Below are 15,947 nucleotides of genomic sequence, written 5' to 3' on the forward strand. Positions count from 1 at the left end.
GCACGAGGGGGCATTTTCGACAGCGCGCACGCATACGCTGACAGGAGCTGCACATGATCGCACGACTTTCCGGCAAGGCCCTCGCTGCCAGCCCACTTGTCCTCGCCGGCCTTGCTTGTTCTGCTCAGGCCCAGCCAGCCGATGAGGTGGATTCGGTGGCGACCGAAGATGCCGTCGTCTCGGTGCGCAAGGTGGCCGAGGACCTGAATTCGCCATGGGCGCTTGCAGTCCTGCCCGATGGCCGGATGCTGGTGACCGAAAAGCCCGGCAATCTGGTGATCGTCGCGGCCGATGGCACCGTATCCGCGCCGCTTGCGGGCACCCCCGAGGTATTCGCCGAGGATCAGGGCGGGCTGATGGACGTGGCGTTGCACCCGCAGTTCGCCGACAACCGGATGGTATATCTCACCTTTGCTGAGCCGGGCGAGGGCGGAGTTGCCGGAACGGCGCTGGGCCGAGGGCGGCTGGCGGAGGGCGGTATCGAAGGCTTCGAGGTGATCTGGCGGCAGCCCAAGGTCTCTGGCGCAAAGCATTTCGGCAACCGCATCGTGTTCGCGCAGGATGGCGCGCTGTTTCTGGCGCTGGGGGAACGCTTCCAGTTTGCGCCCGCGCAGGATCCGTCCAACACGCTTGGCACTGTCGTGCGGCTGAACGACGACGGCTCTATCCCCGAGGACAATCCTTTCGTGGGGCAGGAAGGACGTGATCCGGCGATCTGGACATGGGGCCATCGCAATATCGAAGCCGCCGCCATCGACCCTGCAAACGGCGCGCTGTGGGTGGCGGAGATGGGGCCGCTCGGCGGGGATGAGCTCAACCGGGTGGAACGCGGCGCCAACTACGGCTGGCCGGTGGTCAGCAAGGGCATCAATTACGACGGTACCGATATCCCCGATCCCGAGCAGTATCCGCAGTTCAAGGGCGCCGAGCATTATTGGAGCCCGGTGCGATCACCATCGGGGATGATCGTCTACACCGGCGACCTGTTCCCCGATTGGCGCGGCGACATCCTGTTCGGCGCGCTATCGGCGGGCGGGATCGAGCGGGTGGATATCGAAGGCGGCGAAGTAGCCGGGACCGAGTTCATCCCGTTGAACACCCGCATCCGCGAAATCGAACAAGGGCCGGACGGGGCGATCTGGGTGCTCACCAACACCAAGGAGCCCGGCCCCGGCGCATTGTGGCGGCTGGAACCCTTGAGCGTGAAACCCGAAAGCGCTGACGGCACCCGTAGCGGCTCCGGCACGGCTCAGCCCGGACAGTAGCCCAGTTAAGTCGGCGAGGGCGCACAATCGGGCACCGTCGGCACGATCAACCCTCAATCTGACGGAGCAGACCAATGAACCTGAAGCCCCTCGACCAGCAGACCATCGTCATCACCGGCGGCTCTTCAGGGATCGGCCTCGCCACCGCCCGCATGGCGGCGATGCGCGGTGCGAACGTCGTGATCATCGCCCGGAGCGAAGAGGGCCTCGATCAGGCAGCCGAGCAGATCCGCAGCGAAGGCGGCAAGTGCGATACGATCAGCGCCGATGTCGGCAACCGTGACGACGTAAAAGCTGCAGTGCGGACCGTGATCGAACGCCACGGCGGCTTCGATACCTGGGTCAGCAATGCCGGGGTTGGCGTTTACGCCAAGCTCGAGGAACTGTCCGATGAAGACCATCGCCAGCTGTTCGACACCAATTACTGGGGCGTGGTTCACTGCGCGACCGAAGCCCTGCCGCATCTGAAGCAACGCGGCGGCGCGCTGATTACCACCGGCTCGATCTCGTCGCAGATGCCCGCGCCGGTGCTGTCGTCCTACACGGCAAGCAAGTTCGCGGTGAAGGGCTACATCGATTCCCTGCGGCTCGAACTCATTCACGAGAAGGCGCCAGTCTCGGTGACCCTCATTCAGCCTTCGGGGATCAACACGCCGTTTGGCGAACATGCGCTCAATGAAATGGACGGCCGTTCGAAGGTGCCGCCACCCGTATATTCGCCCGACATCGTTGCCAAGGCAATCTGCCGCGCGGCCGAACATCCGACCCGCGACATGATCATCGGCGGAGCAGGCCGGGCGATGACGCTGTTTGCCACGTTGTTTCCCAACCTGTCCGACCAGGTCTTCGCGGCTGCCTTTTTCAAGACCGCGCTCGACAAGGATCGACCCAAGCGCCCGCAGGACGGTGGGTTCGATACAGGTGGCGGGCGCGGCGAGGTTTACGGCGAACAGTCGATGCGCCAGACGAGCCTCTATACGACCGTAAGGAGCAATCCGCTTACTGCACTTGCGGGCGTTGCGCTGGCCGCAGGCGCGGCCGGGCTGGCGCTCAAGCGGCGCTGATCCGGCTGGCGCGGGGCAGTGAAGCCGGCCATTCCCTATTGCGGCCCGGCGCCGCCGCCGGAGGGTATCTGGGCGGCCTGGAACCTTGATCCTATGGTGCTGGTTGCCCTGGCCCTGTCCGGCTGGGCGCTTTGGCGGCAAGGCGCGGGCGTGCAGCTTGCGCTCGGCCTGCTGGCACTGGCCTATGTCTCGCCCCTGTGTGCACTGAGCGCGGGACTGTTGTCGGCGCGAACGGTGCATCATCTGGTGATCGTGTTCGGTGCTGCGCCGCTACTGGCGGGAGCGTTGAAGATCGGGCGGGTGCCGCTGGTGCCTGCGCTCCTATGCCATCTCGGCGTGTTCTGGTTGTGGCACCTGCCCGCCGCCTATGAACTCGCCCTGTCGAACGATGCCGCCTATTGGGCCGGTCAGATCGCGCTGCTCGCTTCCGCTGTTCTGCTGTGGCGAGCGCTGGGGCAGGACGATCAATCGCCGACGACCGTGTTCTTCGTGATCGCGGCGATGGTTATGCAGATGGGGATGCTGGGCGCGGTGCTGACTTTCGCGCCGGGCGCGCTCTATGCCCCGCATTACCTGACCACCGCGCGTTACGGGATCGGCGTGCTGGCCGATCAGCAGATGGCCGGTCTGTTGATGTGGGTCGGCAGCCTGCCCTTGACGGTTGCAGCGGCATGGCCCCCGCTCGCGCGGGTGGCGCGGCAGGCGCGCATCGAGCTTGCGGGCTAGGCGATGCTGTGGCTGAAATTCGTCCACATTACCGGGATCGCCATCTGGATCGCCGGGTTGCTCTATCTTGCCGCGCTGCTGGCGGGACACGCGGCGGTGCGCGACGCGCAGGATTTCGCCCGCGTCCGCATGGCGAGCCGCTTTGCCTATATGGGCGTGGTCTCGCCGGCCGCCTTTGTCGCGATCGCAGCGGGGACCGCGCTGTTGTTCGTCAGCGATGCACTGCACCCGTGGATGTTCGCCAAACTGGCTGCGGTGACCGTGCTGGTGATCGTGCATGTGCAATATGCCTATGTCCTCACCCACCTCGCCAACGAGGGCGCGCAGGCGCCGACACTGCGGATCAGGATCATGGTCGCCGCGATCATCGCTGCGGCGGCGGCGGTGCTTTATCTGGTGCTGGCGAAACCGGTGCTGGTTGCCGACGCGCTGCCGCGCTGGCTGCGCCAGCCGGGCGTCATGTCAGGCGCGGAAGCTCCGGCTGCGGCTCTTCCTCCGATCCATCATCGACAATGATCCCGACGCCATGTTCGAACACCAGCCGACCGCCCTGCCAGCCTGCGATCCCGACCAGCACGAGGCCCCCTGCCGACAGCAGCAGCCCCCACGGCAGGATCACGGTCTCGTCATGAAGCAGCCGCCAGCCCCAGTTCGCCCCGATCACCGCAAGCAGCGACATGGCAGCGACCGCGTGGCTCCAGCTGGCGGGATTCCGCCGAATGCCGGGGCCAGCCAACAGTTCGACCGTACCGGCCAGCGCCGCAAGCATCCCCATGAAAAACCCCCAGCCGCTGGTCCAGAGGCCAACCCGTGCAAAGAAGGGATCGGCCAGCAGCAACCAGAAGATGTCCGCGCCCAGCGTGGCGACGATCAGCGCGATGGGAAAGGTCACGAGCATGGCGTGAACCGGATGCCCGGCCAGTGCGATGCGCGAGGAGACGCCGAGGTTCTGGGCTTCATCGAGAAGGGCCATGCACGTGTTACCCCGCACAGGCCCACATGTTGCATTCCTGCGGTGCGCTCTGCCGCGATGTTCCCCCCGCTTGTCGCCCTTGCCGCCTGTTCGGGCGAGCTGTCGGCGCTCCACCCCGCAGGCCCTGCAGCCGCGCAGGTCGAAACCCTGTGGCAGATCATGCTGTGGAGCGCGGCGATTATCCTCGGCGGCGTGGTGGGCACCGCGATCTACGCGGTCGCCACAAGTGGCCGGACGCGCAACTTCTCCACCCGCCGGGTGCTGGTGGGCTGGGGGCTGGTGTTCCCGGGCGTTGTTCTCACCGCGCTGATGGGCTTTGCCTTCCTGCGCGGCGAGCGACTGCTGGCTCGGAGCGAGGATGACGAGAGCGCCCTCATCCATGTTCATGCCGAGCAATGGCGCTGGCGCTTCGCCTATCCGGGAGGCGCCCAGTCGACCGGCGTGCTGCACGTCCCGGCGGGCCGCGAATTCACCGTCGCGGTCACCAGCGGGGACGTTATTCATTCCTTCTGGGTGCCGCGGCTGGGCGGCAAGATGGACGCGGTGCCGGGCAAGACCAACCGCCTGCGCCTGCGCGCGGACAGGCCGGGGGTCTATTACGGACAGTGCTCGGAATACTGCGGGCCGGGCCATGCCCATATGCAGTTTCAGGTCCGCGCCCATGCGCCCGCCGACTACCCTGCCGCGCTCGCCGTTATTGCCGATGATCCTGCCACAGGACCGCTACCGGTTCTGGACCAGCGCCCCGCGCCGGCGAGCGGTGTAATCGCGGACTGGGCGAACACTGTACGCGAAGCGGTGGGCCTCGAATGACGGACACGCCGCAGCACAACCGCGCGCTCGAACTGCATCATGAGTTGCAGCCTCTCTATTCTCCCCCGACGGGCAGGTGGGGCTTTCTGGCAGCGACCAATCACACGGTGGTCGGCACCCGATTCATGCTGACAGCGATTGCCTTCTTCCTGGTGGGCGGCGTGCTCGCCATGCTGATCCGGGCGCAACTCGCCGGGCCCGACACGCAGTTCCTGGATTCCGAGGTCTATGCGCAGGTCTTCACCATGCACGGCACGGTGATGATGTTCCTGTTCGCAATCCCGCTGATCGAAGGCTTTGCCCTCTATATGCTGCCAAAGCTGCTGGGTGCGCGCGATCTTGCCTTCCCGCGGCTCAGCGCCTTCGGATACTGGTGTTACCTGTTTGGCGGGATGATCCTGCTGGGCGCGCTGGTGGCGGGCGTGGCGCCCGATAGCGGCTGGTTCATGTACACGCCGCTGTCCTCCAAGCCCTATTCCCCCGGCATCAATGCCGACATCTGGCTGGTGGGGATTACCGTCGTCGAGGTGTCGGCGGTGTGCGCCGCGGTCGAGATCATGGTGACCGTGCTCAAGGTCCGCGCGCCCGGCATGGGGCTGATGCGGATGCCGCTGCTGGCGTGGTATTTGTGGGTGACAGCAGCGATGATGCTGGCGGGGTTTCCGCCGCTGATCCTGGGTTCCATCCTGCTCGAGATGGAGCGCGCCTTCGGCCTGCCGTTCTTCGACCCCGCGCGCGGCGGCGACCCCTTGCTGTGGCAGCACCTGTTCTGGCTGTTCGGCCACCCGGAGGTCTACATCATCTTCCTGCCCGCCGCCGGGATAGTCTCGACCATCCTGCCAGTGTTCTGCGGGCGGCCGATGGCGGGCTACACATGGATCGTCGCCGCGCTGATCGCGCAAGCACTGCTCAGCTTCGGCCTGTGGGCGCATCACATGTTCACCACCGGCATCCCGCATCTCAGCCTCGCGGTGTTCTCGGCGGCGAGCCTGCTGGTGGTGATCCCCACCGCCGTGCAGGTCTTCGCCTGGCTCACGACGCTGCTGAAGGGCCGCCCGGTCATGAGCCTGCCGATGCTGTGGCTGTTCGGGTTCCTGTTCGTGTTCGTCAGCGGCGGGCTGACGGGCGTGATGGTCGCCGTCGTGCCGTTCGACTGGCAGGTGCACGACACGCATTTCGTGGTCGCGCATCTGCATTACGTGCTGGTCGGCGGGTTCGTGTTTCCGGTGATCGCGGGGCTGTATTACTGGACGCCGCAATTCACCGGACGGCGTTCCGACCAAGGTCTGGGCAAGCTCGCGTTCTGGACGGTGTTTGCCGGGTTCAACCTGACCTTCTTCGTGATGCACTGGACCGGCCTGTTCGGGATGCCGCGCCGGGTATACACCTACGCGGCGGGGCTGGGGTGGGAGGTGCCCAACCTCGTCTCCTCGATCGGCAGCTTCGTTCTCGCGATCGGCTTTGCGCTGATCCTGATCGACATGATGGTGCAATGGCGGTTCGCCCCCCATGTGCAGCGCAACCCCTGGAAGGCGGGGACGCTCGAGTGGGCGATGGCGACGCCGGTAACGTCTTACAATTTTGCCAGCTTGCCGGAAGTAAGAGGGCGCGATCCGCTGGCGGCTGACCCCGATCTGCCCGCGCACCTCGCCGCCGGGCAGGGTTATCTTGCCGAACCGACAGCGCCCGGGCGTCGCGAGACGCTGGCGGTGGCTGCGCTGACCGGTGAGCCCGAGCACATCATTATCCTCCCCGCGCCAAGCCTCGTGCCGCTGGTCGCCGCACTCGCGCTGGTCGGGGCGGCGTCGTGTTTCCTGTTTGGCTTCTATTCGGGGGCGGTGGCGGGTGCTCTGGCATTACTTGCTGCCGTGTTGCGGTGGCTGTGGCTGACAGGAGTGCGCGATGATCCGGCGCCGCTCGACGTCGGCAACGGGCAGTGGCTGCTGCCGCACCATGCCGCCGATCGGGGACCGGGATGGTGGGGCATGGTCTTCACGCTGGTCTTCGATGCGATGCTGCTGGCCTCGCTATTGTTCGGCTATGTCTACCTGCTGGCGGTCGCGCCGGTTCGGCCGCCTGTGCTGGTCGCTCCTGATCTTGCCGTGGCAGGACTGATCCTTGCGGGGCTGGCGGCATCGGCCGGGGCAGAAGTGGTAGTGCACGCCAACCGTGCGGAGCGCGGGCGGCTGTGTCTGGGCGCCTTGATCGTCACCGCGTGTGGGGGCGCGGCAGCAACAGCGGGGTTCGCGCTGATTGCTCTCTGGCTTGCACCGCCGCCCGGCAGCCATGCCTATGCTGCCTGCGTGCTGGCGCTGTCGCTGTTCGCCGCGCTCCATGCCGCGCTCGTTGCCATCGGCGCGCTGTTCGTCGCCGCGCAAGGCCGGGCGGGGTTTATCTCACGCGAAAGGGCGAGCGGCCTGACGATCCTGCGACTGTGGTGCCGGTTTGCCGGCGCGGCGGGAGCGATCGTCCTCATCGCGATCTACTTGCCGCCGTGGCTGGCATCGGCCTGAGGCGGTGATAGCGACACCGATCCGGGGGGATATGATACCATCGTCGGCAGCGAGTCGAAAAAGGCGCCATGCTTTCGCCGTTCTCCGGCGAGGATTCGGGTGGAGCGGCGGAACATTCCGGCTTGCGGATGCCTAAGGCTTGCCATGCAAAGCGGTGCGCCCGGAGACGACCTGCGCCAAGCTGCCAAAGCGTCCTCGCTTCGCAGCCGTCTGCTGCTGGTGATCGCGGCGGCAGCCCTGTTCTGGCTGTTGCGCGAGGCCTATCCTGTCCTGATGCCGGCCGTGACGGCGCTGCTGCTGGCCCTCGGCGTATGGCCGCTGGTTGCCGCGATCCGCGACCGGGTGCCGCGACCGATGCGCTGGCTCGGGCCCATGGCGGGATCTCTCCTTGTCCTTGCGATCCTCATCGCCTTCTTCGCCGGAGTGGGGTTCGCCGCGCGCAGCGTTTACCGTCTGGCCCGTGACATCGGCCCGCAACTCGGCGCACGGCTCGAGAACCTGCCGCTTGCCTTGCCCGGCCCTTTCGGTGCCGGCGCCGGCGGCGCGAGGGAGGAGGGACTGGCGATCGGCAGCCAACTGGCTTCGAGCGCCTTGACGCTTCTCAACCTTACAGCGAGCACCCTCGGCGGCATCGTCCTCATCCTTTTCCTGATGCTGCTGATGCTGACGGAGGCGCCCAGCTTCCATGCGAAACTCCGCTCGATCTCGGACCGGCGGCGCGATGCGCAGGTGTGGCGCGATATCGGACGTTCGGTGGGCGCCAAGTTCCGCGCCTACTTCATCACCCGCCTGCTGCTGGGCGTGCTGAGCGGGCTTCTCTACGCCGGGTTCCTGATGGTGTCCGGGGTGGATTACGTCCTGCTCTGGGGCCTGCTCACGGTCCTCCTGAGCTTCATCCCCACGGTGGGTTCGCTCATCTCCGGAACCCTGCCGACAATCTATGTTTTCGTCACCCGCGACCCCGCCACCGCGCTGATGGTCGGCGCCGGGTTGCTGGTGATCGAACAGGTGATCGGCAACTTCGTCGATCCCAGGATCATGGGGCGCAGGCTCGCCATCTCGCCGCTGGCGGTGCTGCTGGCACTGGTCTTCTGGACGCTCCTCTGGGGTGTTGCCGGAGCGCTGCTCGCAGTGCCACTTACCGTTCTGGTCACCGCCGTGATGATCCATTTCGAGCGATTCAGGCCCGTCGCACTGCTCCTGACCGATTACGAGGACCTCGAGGAGCTAGAGAGGTTCGGGGACACCGCCTGATCGTCCCGCAGCCTGCGGATTCGGTCGCGATCCTGCCGAGCAGACGGGAGCCGGCGCCGCGAGGCGTCACAAACGGCCTGTCAGCTCCATATCGTCCCCTCCTCCAGCCCGGACAGCTGGCAGGGCAGCTCGGCTGACCCCGGGCGAAGTTTACAAAGTTGACAGTGTAAACTTCGCATTCCTACAGGAATTTAGGTGCAAGTTCAGTGGAATGCAGGCCAAAACCGAAGTTGACGCTGTGTTTTGCGTTTTATCCGCCAAAGGCGCGTTTGCGGATGGGGCGGACGATGCGAAAGAACCGTCCCGCCCCATAGCGCGGCCCCCGGCAGTAGGAAAATTCGCAAGGGCCGCAATGCAAGGCCTGCGACAGGCGGCGCGCTGCTCGTGCCGCAGGCCGGACAGGCCCCTATCGCGCGGCGGCGGCAGCGGCCTGCGCGGGCTTCATGAAGCCGAGATCGGGCGAGGCGAAGCGGCCGATGTTCGGCGCGACCGACGGCAATTCGGACGGCGCAACGCCGAACCACAGACCGAGGGTGGAGGAAAGCTCGTCGACCGACGTGGTCGGCAGCAGGCGCCCTTGGCCGACCTGATCGGGGCTGGTGACCGAGATCTGCGGCGCCCGCCCGTAGAACCGCCCGCCGCGCACGCTGCCCCCGACGATGAAGTGGTGCGCGCCCCAGCCGTGGTCGGACCCGTCGCCGTTCGAGGACAGGGTGCGCCCGAAATCGGAGGCGGTGAAGGTCGTGACGTTGTCCGCCACCCCCAGCTCCACCGTCGCCCGGTAGAAGGCGTCGATCGCGGCATCGACCTGCCCGAGCAGGGCGTCATGCGTGCCGATCAGCCCGTCATGGTTGTCGAAGCCGCCCAGCGAGACGAGAAAGACCTGCCGGGTCACGCCCAGCTGTCCGCGCGCCGCGATCAGCCGGGCGACCACGCGCATCTGGTCGGCGAGGCGGTTGCCTGCGGGGAAGGCGGTGTTCAGCGTGGCGCCCTGCAGTGCGTTGTTGACGAAGCCGCCGAACTGGATCGAGCGGTCGTTGAAGCGCGCGTAATCGGCGGCCATGACGTTGCCCGAACCGCTCCGCAGCAAGGTCGAGAGCGCCTGCGAGGCGGCGGCGGAATTGAACAGCCGCCCGGTCTGGAGCGGGTTGTAGAGCGTCGCCCCTGCCGGGGAGACCTGGTAGGGCACCGCCGTCCGCCCGCTCAGGAACACCGCGTTGCCCGTGGCATTGATCGCGGTGAACATCGCATTGGTGTTCGAGCTGAGCGCAAGGTCGCCCATGCGCCCGCCCCAGCCGGTGGTCGAGCCTTCGGGCTGCGAGCTTTGCCAGGTCGATTGCTGGTCGTTGTGCGAGAACAGCTTGGCCGGGCGCGGCACGCTGCCATTGTCGTATTGCGCGCGGGTAAGCGGCGCGAGGAGCGGGCCGACATTGAGCAGCGGGGCCATGGCGCCGGCATCGAACAGGGCTTTCAGCCGCGGCATGGTGGGGGCGAGCGCGAAGGTGATGTCGTCGGTCAGCCGCTGGTCGGAAGGGGTGGCGAGCACGGTGTTCGCCAGTGCGCTGCGGGCAAGCGCGATGCCCGAGGCGTCCTCCGATCCGGCGGTGCCGCGGATCGCGGCATAGCGCGCGTAATTGGCCGCATCGAAGGGGATCAGCGTGTTGCCGTGATCGTTCCCGCCATAGAGGAACACGCATACCAGCGCCTTGTAGCCGCCCGCATTGCTGAAGGCCGCCGCCTCGGCGAGACCTGCGAGGTCGAGCGCATAGGAGGCCGCGCCGCCCATCATCGCCAGCTGCCCGCTGCGCTTCAGGAACGCCCGCCGCTCGATCTCCATGCTCTTGCCGATAAACATATCCGCGCCCCTCAGCCCCCTATTTCTGGATCAGGTAGTCGGTCGATGCGAGGATCAGGGCGACCCCGATCTGCACCCGCCGCAGCCGCTCGGCATTGGTCGAGGTGGCGGTCAGGGGGACGTCCTCCATCGCCGTGCGGATCGTGTCGCGCACCCCGCTGCTCAGCTGCCGGCCGGTCAGCAGCAGATCGAGCCGGTCGAGCAGCGCGCCAGCATCCTGTGCGATCCCGACCTCGGCGGCGAAATCGAGCGCCAGGTCGGCGACCGGCGCGCGCCCTCCGGTGAGCGCGCGCTCGATGAAATTGACATAGCCCGCCACCGAGGTCTCGTTCACCAGCTGGAACTCGGGCGCCAGAAGGCCGCGGTTGGCGATCTCGGTGTTGGTGGGGAAATAGCCCGGGCGGAAGAAGTTGAAGACGGAAGGGCTGCGCAGCGGGCTCTGCCCCAGCGCGGTGGCGGCATCGCTGAGGTCGCCGATCTGCCAGTTGCCGCTGTTCGAGCGTGCGCCGAAGGTGCGTGCGAACTGCACGAAGCGCAGGACCGGTTCGCGCAGCTTGCCGAAATTGGGGTTGGTGACGCCCGCCGGATCGAGCGCCTCGTTATCGGTCAGGATCGCCTTGAACACCGCTGCCAAGTCGCCGCGCCGTCCCTGTCCGTTGTTGGCAAAGACCGCCGCGACGCGTCCGACATAGGCGGGCGAGGGGTTGCTCGTCACCAGCCGCTGGATCATCTGGCGGGCGAAGAAGGGGCCCACGTTGGGGTGGTTGAACAGGTGGTCGAGCGCGAGCCGGAGGGATTCGGCCGCCCCCGTCCCGGCCGGGATGGTGAGGCCGAGGAAGGTCTTGGCCTCGGTCGAATGGAACCCGGTGGTGCGCGCCGGAACCCAGCGTGCGGGATCGGCCGTCATCGGGCGGCGCGCGTATTCGGGATCGGGGATCTGCCGCGTCCCGCCGACCTCGGTGGTGAAGGCGAGTCCGGCGAGGTCGAAGTCGTAGCCGGTGAACACCCGCGCGAGGCCCGTCACGTCGGCGCTGCCGTAGGTCTCGACCGGATTGCCGTTCGACAGCCGGTTGGTGCCGTCCGGGTTCAGCTCGAACAGCCCGATCGTGAACAGCTGCATCACCTCGCGCGCGTAGTTCTCGTCCGGCACGCGCCCGGTGCGGGCATCGGCCGCGCGGTTGCCGCGGGTGTTGAGAAACACGCCCATCGCCGGGTTGAGGGTTATGTCCTGCAGCAGGTCCCGGAAATTGCCGAAGGCGTGGCGGTTGAGGATGTCCCAGTATTCCCCGATGGCAGGTCCGCGCCAGGTGAGGTTGATGCCGGAGATCGAGACGACAAAGAACTCCGACAGCGCGAAGGCGATCCGCTTGCGGACCGGATTGCCGCCCGAAAGCAGCTGCGACCAGATCATGTAGTCGCCGATCACCGCCGAATTGTAGAAGCGGCTGGCATCGACACGGTCGTAGCCCCGGTCGGCGAAGAAGGTGCGGGCGCTCTGGCTGTTGGCTATGGCGAACTGGCGGTCGAGCCAGGGGCCGTAGCCTTCGCTGCGCACCTCGGCGATCGTGCCGGTCGAGACCGAAAGCGAGGCCTGGAGCAGGAACCGCGCGGCTTCCGCATCGGTCTGGGGCTTGCGCACCGTGGCCACCGGCGGCGGACCTCCGCCCGTGCTGCCCCCGCCGCTGCTGCCGCCGCCCCCTCCGCAGGCCGCGACCGCCATCGCCAGCGTGCTGACGGTGGCTGCCCGGGCGGCAATAGGCTCCAAAGCCGGCGGCGGTACGGCCTCTGCGGGCCGGCCCTCATCCTTGTCATCACCCGGAAGATACATGCGAGCGCCCCCTCGATGTCTTATACGCACAAGGGCTAGAGAACCCTTCGTCAATCTCGAGTTAAATCCGCATCCGGGATCAGCGCCGGCACCGCTGGGCATCGCCCGCGCTGGTGCGGATCGCGAAAGTTGCCTTGCGGCGCGTGGCGGTGAGGAAGGGTTGCCAGCTGCTCTCGCCCGCGTCCGCCGCCGCCGCACCCGCGACCTTGCCCGCCCGATCGACGAGGACGATCCGATCCAGCCCGATCGCAATCGCCGCGATCCCGGGGGGCTCGCAGCGGACCGGCTGCCGGGCGAGGGCCGGATCGAGCGGACGCAGCAGCGCGAGCCGCTCGCGATAGGCGGCCTCGGCGCAGGCGCGGTGATCGGCGGCGAAGGCGCAGCGGCTGCGCCGCAGGAACCACTGGTCCTGCGCTTCGATCCAGCGCGAGGCGGCAGGTGGGCCCGCCTCGGCCAGCAGGGTGGCGACCTCGCTGTCGAGCGCCCGCAGGGCCGGATCGGCGCACACCAGCTGATCGGTCGCGAAGACGGGCGCGCGGCAATCGGCGGTGTGCTGTTCAGCCGGAGGAGGCACGGGCGGTGCCTGCGCAATGGCCGGGGCGGGGCCCGGCAGGGCGAGGCTCGCCGCCGCCATCACGCCTGCCGCCCGACGCATCCTCAGGCGCTCGCCGGCCGCAGTGCGGGCACGTCCCCGGCGCGGCTCCAGAAGGGCTGCACCACATGGCCGCGCTGCACCGCCTTGTAGGCGAGGTAGGCCCCGGCGCTCGTCGCGATGATGCAGGGAACGAGGCTCGCTTCGAGCCCGAAGCCGCCGCCGGTCATCAGATCGGGGCCGGTGAACACCGTCCTGAACAGGCCGGGTTGCGCGATGCTGCCGGATACCACCCCGCCGAACACCGCCGACTGGGTGTAGTTCCAGGCGATGTGGAAGCCGATGCCCAGCCACAGCCGGCGGGTGAGCATATAGGCCGCGGCCAGCAGCAGCCCGGCCTCGATGCTGATGAAGATCGCGCCGGTCAGCGTCGCGTCCGGGTTCATCAGGTGCACGAAGCCGAACACCACCGAGGAGACCACCACCGAAATCCAGCTGCCGAGCCATTCCTCGACGATCCGGTAGAGCGCGCCGCGGAACAGCAGTTCCTCGAGAAAGCCCGCGCTGCACGCCTGGTAGAGGGCGGGGATCATCACCACCACCGGGTTCATGCCCTCGATCCGCCCGTATCCGAGCACGATCAGCACCAGCACGCCGAGAGTGTAAAGCCCGGCCCCCACCACCATGCCGATCCCCAGTTCCTTGAGGCCCGGGCTCAGGGCCAGATCGCTGACCTCGCGGCGTTCGATGAACCGGCCGAAGCCGACATAGATCCACATCGCGAGCGCGACCATGCCGGCCACGGCGAAGGCCGCTGCCAAATGGACGCCCTTGGTCAGATCGAGGAAGGCATTGCTGAAGCCCAGGCAGTAGAACAGCGGATAGCCGAGCAGGAACAGCCTGATCGGCGGGAATTGCAGGATTCGCAGCCACAGCGGCGCCGGTTCGGCGTGGTCGGTCATGACATGATCCCCCTTGTCATTGGTCGATGATTGCCCGGTGTGCCCCTCACCAGATCCGCACGCGTTTTTCGGGCGGCAGGTAGAGCCTGTCGCCCGGCTTGATCCCGAAGGCCTCGTACCAGGCATCGACATTGCGCACGACGCCGTTGACCCGGAACTCGCCGGGCGAGTGGACGTCCGAGACCACGCGGCGGCGGGTCTCGGCCTCGACCATGACATTGCGCCACAGCCTGCCCCACGACAGGAAGAAGCGCTGGTCGCCGGTAAGGCCCCCGATCACCGGGGCCTTGCCTCCCATCTTGTCCGCGACATAGCGGCGATAGGCCGCATGGGCGACGGCGAGCCCGCCGAGATCGCCGATGTTCTCGCCGAGGTTCTGGCGCCCGTTGAGCTTCAGCCCGGGCAGGGGCTCGTAGCCGTCATACTGCTCGATCAGCCCTGCGGTGCGCTTCTCGAACTCGGCGCGGCTGGCATCGGTCCACCAGTTGCGCAGCCGGCCGTCACCGTCCTGCCGGCTGCCCTGATCGTCGAAGGCATGGCCGATCTCGTGTCCGATCACCGCGGCGATCGCGCCGAAATTGACAGCCGGATCGGCCTCGGGATCGAAGAAGGGCGGCTGGAGGATGCCTGCCGGAAAGCTGATCGTGTTGCTCGAGGGCGAATAGCCGGCGTTGATCTCCTGCGGCGCATAGGGGAACTCCCAAGGGCGCGCGCCTTCCTCGAGCTTCTTGAGGCTGTCGTCATGCGACCAGCGCTGGAGGCGTGACAGGTTGCCGACGAGGTCGTCGGGCGCGATCAGCACCCCGGACCTGTCATGCCAGCGGGTCGGAAAGCCGACCTGCGTGGTGATCCGTTCCAGCTTGCGCAGCGCCTCGGCACGGGTCGGCGCATCCATCCAGTCGAGCTTCGCGATCCGCTCGGCATAGGTGTTGCGAAGGTAGCCGACCATGTCCTCGACCATCGCCCGGTCGGCGGCGCCGAAATGCCGGGCAACATAGAGCTGCCCGATCTCCTCGCCCAGCGCCGCGTTGACCGCAGCGATACTCTCGAACGCGGCCGGCCGGCGCGCGGGCGTGCCCTGGAGCTGCTTGGCGTGGAAGGCGAAGTGGGCTTCGACCCACGGCGCGGACAGCGACTTCGCCCAGTAATCGAGCGTCTTGAACATCAGGAAGGACTGCCAGTCCTCGACGGGCGTTGCGGCGAAGAGCTGCGCGACATCGCGGATGGCGGTGTCGGTGAGCACCTTGATGCGCGGCTGGCCGGCAATGCCCTGCTCGGCCAGGAAAGCGTCCCAGGCAAACCCCGGCGCAAAGGCCTTGAGCTGGTCGGGTGACATGACGCTGTTCATCCGCACCACGTCGCGGGTCTGGGCGAGCGACCACTGGCGCTGGGCAATCGCCGTTTCCAGCGCCATCACCCGCTCGGCCCGGGCATCGGGACGGTCGATTCCGGCGCGGCGGAAGCTGTCGGCGATGTAGGCGAGCAGCGCCTTGCGGTGCCCGGCATAGGGCTCCTGTTCGGCGAGGTAATAGTCGCGCGAAGGCATCGTCAGGCCGGCGACGCCGACCGCCGCGACATACCGGCCGGGGTTGTCGACATCGGACAGAACGCCGCCGGCGACGATCCCGTCCATCCAGGGATAGGCCATGATCCGGGCAAGGTCGGCCCGGTCGGTGGTGCTGCCGATGATCGCCAGCGTGCTGGCAATCGGGGTCAGGCCCAGCGCGTTGCGGCGCTCCATGTCGGCGTGCGATCGGTGGAAGTCGCCGATCATCTGCCCGGGGCTGCCCGGTGCGCCGCCCGCCTCGCGCGAGGCCGCGATGATGGCGGCGACGCGCTGCTCGGTGGCGAGATAGACCTCGACCGAGGCATCGATGAAGGGCACGCCTTCCGGCGGCTTTGCGGTCTTCAGCCAGCCTTCGTTGACGTGGCGGTAGAAATCGTCGCCCGGGCGGATCGTCGCCGACAGGGACGCCGCATCGAGGCTCCGCACCTCGCCTTGCGGCGCGGTTGCCGACTGCGCGACGAGCGCCGAGCCGGGCAGGGCCAGCAGCGCGATGGTGCTGGCGCAAACAAGCAAGCTCCGCATCATCCCTCTCCTT

At 67.3% G+C, this 15,947-nt stretch carries 13 protein-coding genes; 7 read left to right on the top strand and 6 right to left on the bottom strand.

Going from position 1 to position 15,947, the window contains the following annotated elements; translation table 11 throughout:
* Positions 1–53: 53 nt before the first annotated feature.
* The 4 genes from CBR61_RS05495 (at position 54) to CBR61_RS05510 (ending at position 3,571) form a co-directional block, all read left to right on the top strand.
* A complete protein-coding gene (locus CBR61_RS05495; protein WP_088913455.1) occupies positions 54–1,265 on the top strand; it encodes a PQQ-dependent sugar dehydrogenase in 1,212 nt (403 codons plus the stop codon).
* A 74-nt stretch (positions 1,266–1,339) separates the two neighbouring features.
* A complete protein-coding gene (locus CBR61_RS05500) occupies positions 1,340–2,329 on the top strand; it encodes an SDR family oxidoreductase (protein WP_088913456.1) in 990 nt (329 codons plus the stop codon).
* 93 nt (positions 2,330–2,422) lie between these two features.
* Entirely contained in the window at positions 2,423–3,055 is a 633-nt protein-coding gene (locus CBR61_RS05505; protein ID WP_088913457.1) for a cytochrome c oxidase assembly protein, read from the top strand.
* A gap of 3 nt (positions 3,056–3,058) precedes the next feature.
* On the top strand, positions 3,059–3,571 hold the full coding sequence (locus CBR61_RS05510) for a CopD family protein (protein WP_088913458.1): 513 nt from the start codon (positions 3,059–3,061) through the stop codon (positions 3,569–3,571).
* Here CBR61_RS05510 and CBR61_RS05515 read toward each other — a convergent pair.
* On the bottom strand, positions 3,513–4,028 hold the full coding sequence (locus CBR61_RS05515) for a DUF2231 domain-containing protein (protein WP_088913459.1): 516 nt from the start codon (positions 4,026–4,028) through the stop codon (positions 3,513–3,515). The genes CBR61_RS05510 and CBR61_RS05515 overlap by 59 nt on opposite strands.
* Before the next feature lie 57 nt (positions 4,029–4,085).
* On the opposite strand from CBR61_RS05515, the gene coxB reads away from it, so the two are divergent.
* The 3 genes from coxB (at position 4,086) to CBR61_RS05530 (ending at position 8,608) form a co-directional block, all read left to right on the top strand.
* On the top strand, positions 4,086–4,841 hold the full coding sequence (coxB, locus tag CBR61_RS05520) for a cytochrome c oxidase subunit II (protein WP_088913460.1): 756 nt from the start codon (positions 4,086–4,088) through the stop codon (positions 4,839–4,841).
* Entirely contained in the window at positions 4,838–7,354 is a 2,517-nt protein-coding gene (ctaD, locus tag CBR61_RS05525; protein WP_088913461.1) for a cytochrome c oxidase subunit I, read from the top strand. The genes coxB and ctaD overlap by 4 nt, the downstream gene beginning before the upstream one ends.
* A 144-nt stretch (positions 7,355–7,498) precedes the next feature.
* Positions 7,499–8,608 (top strand): AI-2E family transporter, encoded by a 1,110-nt coding sequence (locus tag CBR61_RS05530; protein WP_088913462.1) that lies wholly within the window; start codon positions 7,499–7,501, stop codon positions 8,606–8,608.
* Between the two features lie 406 nt (positions 8,609–9,014).
* On the opposite strand, the gene CBR61_RS05535 is transcribed toward CBR61_RS05530, so the two are convergent.
* The 5 genes from CBR61_RS05535 to CBR61_RS05555 form a co-directional block, all read right to left on the bottom strand.
* Positions 9,015–10,463: a DUF1501 domain-containing protein gene (locus CBR61_RS05535; protein WP_088913463.1), complete on the bottom strand. Its 1,449-nt coding sequence runs from the start codon at positions 10,461–10,463 to the stop codon at positions 9,015–9,017.
* Positions 10,464–10,482: 19 nt separating this feature from the next.
* Positions 10,483–12,291, bottom strand: coding sequence for a DUF1800 domain-containing protein (locus CBR61_RS05540; RefSeq protein ID WP_088913464.1), 1,809 nt, complete (start codon positions 12,289–12,291; stop codon positions 10,483–10,485).
* A gap of 79 nt (positions 12,292–12,370) precedes the next feature.
* Positions 12,371–12,946, bottom strand: coding sequence for a hypothetical protein (locus CBR61_RS05545; protein ID WP_088913465.1), 576 nt, complete (start codon positions 12,944–12,946; stop codon positions 12,371–12,373).
* A 2-nt stretch (positions 12,947–12,948) separates the two neighbouring features.
* Positions 12,949–13,845 carry a CPBP family intramembrane glutamic endopeptidase gene (locus tag CBR61_RS05550; protein WP_088913466.1) on the bottom strand — a complete coding sequence of 299 codons (897 nt, stop codon included), beginning with the start codon at positions 13,843–13,845 and terminating at the stop codon, positions 12,949–12,951.
* 46 nt (positions 13,846–13,891) lie between these two features.
* Positions 13,892–15,934, bottom strand: a complete 2,043-nt coding sequence (locus CBR61_RS05555) for a M13 family metallopeptidase (protein WP_172835921.1) — start codon at positions 15,932–15,934, stop codon at positions 13,892–13,894.
* Positions 15,935–15,947 lie beyond the last annotated feature (13 nt).

This window comes from Porphyrobacter sp. CACIAM 03H1 (genome assembly GCF_002215495.1).
GTDB lineage: Bacteria > Pseudomonadota > Alphaproteobacteria > Sphingomonadales > Sphingomonadaceae > Erythrobacter.